Origin of the sequence: Mesorhizobium sp. M1E.F.Ca.ET.063.01.1.1, assembly GCF_003998155.1 — a bacterium.
Taxonomy (GTDB): domain Bacteria; phylum Pseudomonadota; class Alphaproteobacteria; order Rhizobiales; family Rhizobiaceae; genus Mesorhizobium.
Genome location: NZ_RZSC01000724.1, coordinates 1 through 2,949 on the forward strand (window position 1 = coordinate 1; position 2,949 = coordinate 2,949).

Genomic DNA, 2,949 nt, shown 5'->3' on the forward strand with positions numbered 1-2,949 from the left:
AGCCATGGCGGCGAGCTGCATCCCGAAATCGCCAGGCGCGCCCGCGACCATTATGTCGAAAAGACGCTGCCCTCCGCTTTTACCGGCACGGACCTCGAAGACTGGCTGCGCGCCAACGGCATCGATACGATCGCGGTCGTCGGCTACATGACGCACAATTGCGATCTGTCGACCATCATCCACGCCGTGCATATGGGCTTTGCGGTCGAGTTCCTCTCGGACGCCAGCGGTTCTGTGCACTACGCCAACCGAGCCGGCTATGCGTCGGCCGAGGACATCCATCGGGTGGTGAGCGTGGTGTTGCAGTCGCGCTTCGCCGCGGTGCTGAAGACCGCCGAATGGATCGACTGCCTGAGGACCGGCACGCTGCCGGAACGCGACACGATCCATGCGTCGAACCAGCGGGCGCTGGCGCGCAACGCGGCCTAAACCCGGGCCTGTGTGGAAGATTAAAAGGCGCTGCAGCAATGCGGCGCCTTTTTCTTGGTGTAGAAAGTAATGCAAGAAAAACGTGACCCACTTCACAGAAGTAAGCCCAGCACTTCTGGAGAGTGATGATGCATTGAACAAGCGCGATTGGCTGGGGGCTGACGTGAAAGCGCGCGTTGCACATACCATGGTTGTTCTGGCGCTGGCCGCCGCTGCCGCGCTGTTGCCGTGGCCCGCCTTCGCGCAACTTCCCCCGCATGCTCGGGGAACCATCTGCGTCACCCAGTTCTTCTGGTGCTGGGCGCAGCCGCCCGGGCCTCCCGGCTACGCCTGTGGATGCCCGTCCCAGTACGGTTTCGTACCGGGCTACCTTGGTTAGTCGTCCGAGGGGCTACGATGACGACATCCAAAGATCCCCTTGTTTCCGGCCTGCTTGCGGACGCGAAGCTTGTCGCCAGCTACGGCCGCTACGGCGTATTCAAGGACAGCGCTCTGTTCGCAGCCATCGGCGATGCCGAAAAGCTCGATGATGCGACCGCCAGCCAACCTGCTGTGGTCAATCTCCAGACAATACTGAACGATTGCTCAGCCACCGTGCCTTTTTCCACCCTGGCGGCCTTGCGGTCGGGCTGGTCGCCCGGCGACATGTCGCGCCGGACCGCCGTCGCGACCTATTTTCTCGTCGCCCTGTCCGTGACGATGATGATCGTCATCGGCAAGCTCACCTATGTCTACAACAGAGGCGTTTCGATCAATGCCGAGCTGCAGGAGATCGACAATAACGACTTCAGCGCCCGCTTCGGACAATCGATAAGGCAGGTCTGGGCGACGAAGAGGCAACTGAGCTCAGCCACGACCCAGCAGGCCTCGACGACCGACCTGACGTTGCTGAAGGACGCATACTACAATTCCGTCGACAGCCTGCATTCGCTCGACCAGCGTTTTTCCTCGCTGTTGGTAAGGGCGCAAGGCTTCATGACGCAGGAGGCGCCATTCCCGATCTGGGGCATGCAGTGGACCTATTGCAAGCTTTCCACCTCGCCAGCCGGTGCAGGGGCATCGACCGCTTTTCCGAGCCCCCGGCAGATGGCCATAAACCAATTCTGCGGCCAGGAAGTCGCGCCCGCAATGCAAGACGGCGAGGCCGGGAGCAGTCAGCCGCTGAAGCAGTCGGATTTCGACTGCAAGAGCGGCGGCAACACTCGAGGCAGAACACAGGTCGTCAGCGCTACGGACACGGCAGGCCTGGCGGAGGATGTGAACGCCGATTTCGACGAAGCGACGCGCAGCCTGCAATGCGAAGGCGTCATCACCATCACGCCGAATTCGATTTCGACGCTGACACTGCAGGCCAAGACCCTCAGCGAGGTCCTCAGCCCCTATGCGTTGTGGATCCTGCCCGCGCTCTACGGCGCTCTTGGCGGGATCATGTTCCACATGCGCATGATCCTGAACCCGCTCTTACCCAATCCAACGCTGGCCCGGCTCATCCATCGCATCGCGCTTGGCGCGCTGGCCGGCATGATCCTCGCATGGTTCATGGCGCCGGGAACCAAGCTCGGCGGCGAGGTCACGGGAATAGGCTTCAGCCTGTTCACCTTCGCCTTCCTGTTCGGCTTCAGCCTGGACATCTTCTTCACCATCCTCGATCAGTTCGTCAGCATGTCGGTCGCGGGCATCAAGAAGTTCGGTTCCTCGACGGTGGCTTGAGAAATCCGGGCAAGAAAAAAGGGCGCCGCGGCAGCGCGGCGCCCTTGGTCATTTTCAGCTCGATAGATGTTTAGAACAGGCCTTCGATCTGGCCCGCCTCGTTGAGGAAGATTTTTTCCGAGGACGGTGCCTTGGGCAGGCCGGGCATGGTCATGATCTCGCCGCAGATGATGACGACGAAGCCGGCGCCGGCCGCAAGCCTGACCTCGCGCACCGGCACGGTGTGGCCGGTCGGCGCGCCGCGCAGGTTCGGGTCGGTCGAGAAAGAGTACTGGGTCTTGGCCATGCAGACCGGCAGGTGGCCGTAGCCGGCCTGCTCCCAGGCATGCAGCTGGTCGCGGATCGACTTGTCGGCAATCGCCTCGTCGCCGCGATAGATGCGCTTGACGATTGTGTTGACCTTCTCGAACAGCGGCATCTCGTCGGGATAGAGCGGCGAGAACTGTGATGCGCCGGATTCGGCGATCTCGACCACCTTGCGGGCGAGGTTCTCGATGCCGGCGGAGCCCTGCGCCCAGTGCTTGCACAGGATCGCCTCGGCGCCCTGCGCCTTGACGAAGTCCTTCATCGCCTGGATCTCGGCCTCAGTGTCGGTGGTGAAGTGGTTGATCGCCACCACCGCCGGCACGCCGAACTGCTTCACGTTCTCGATGTGGCGGCCGAGGTTGAGGCAGCCCTTCCTGACCGCCTCGATGTTCTCCTTGCCGAGGTCTTCCTTCTTGACGCCGCCATTCATCTTCATGGCGCGCACGGTGGCGACGATGACGGCCGCCGCCGGGTGGAGCCCGGCCTTGCGGCACTTGATGTCGA

Annotated in this window: 3 protein-coding genes; 2 read left to right on the forward strand and 1 reads right to left on the reverse strand. The window is 62.4% G+C overall.

Features of this window, described 5'->3' with window-relative positions; genetic code table 11:
- Together EOA29_RS31240 and EOA29_RS31245 are read left to right on the forward strand one after the other, a co-directional pair.
- On the forward strand, window positions 1–429 hold a 429-nt coding region (locus EOA29_RS31240; RefSeq protein ID WP_127222074.1), incomplete at its 5' end, for an isochorismatase family protein.
- A gap of 396 nt (window positions 430–825) precedes the next feature.
- Window positions 826–2,139 carry a hypothetical protein gene (locus EOA29_RS31245; RefSeq protein WP_127222075.1) on the forward strand — a complete coding sequence of 438 codons (1,314 nt, stop codon included), beginning with the start codon at window positions 826–828 and terminating at the stop codon, window positions 2,137–2,139.
- Window positions 2,140–2,209: 70 nt separating this feature from the next.
- Here the strand turns inward: EOA29_RS31245 and EOA29_RS31250 are convergent.
- On the reverse strand, window positions 2,210–2,949 hold a 740-nt coding region (locus EOA29_RS31250; RefSeq protein WP_127222076.1), incomplete at its 5' end, for a formate--tetrahydrofolate ligase.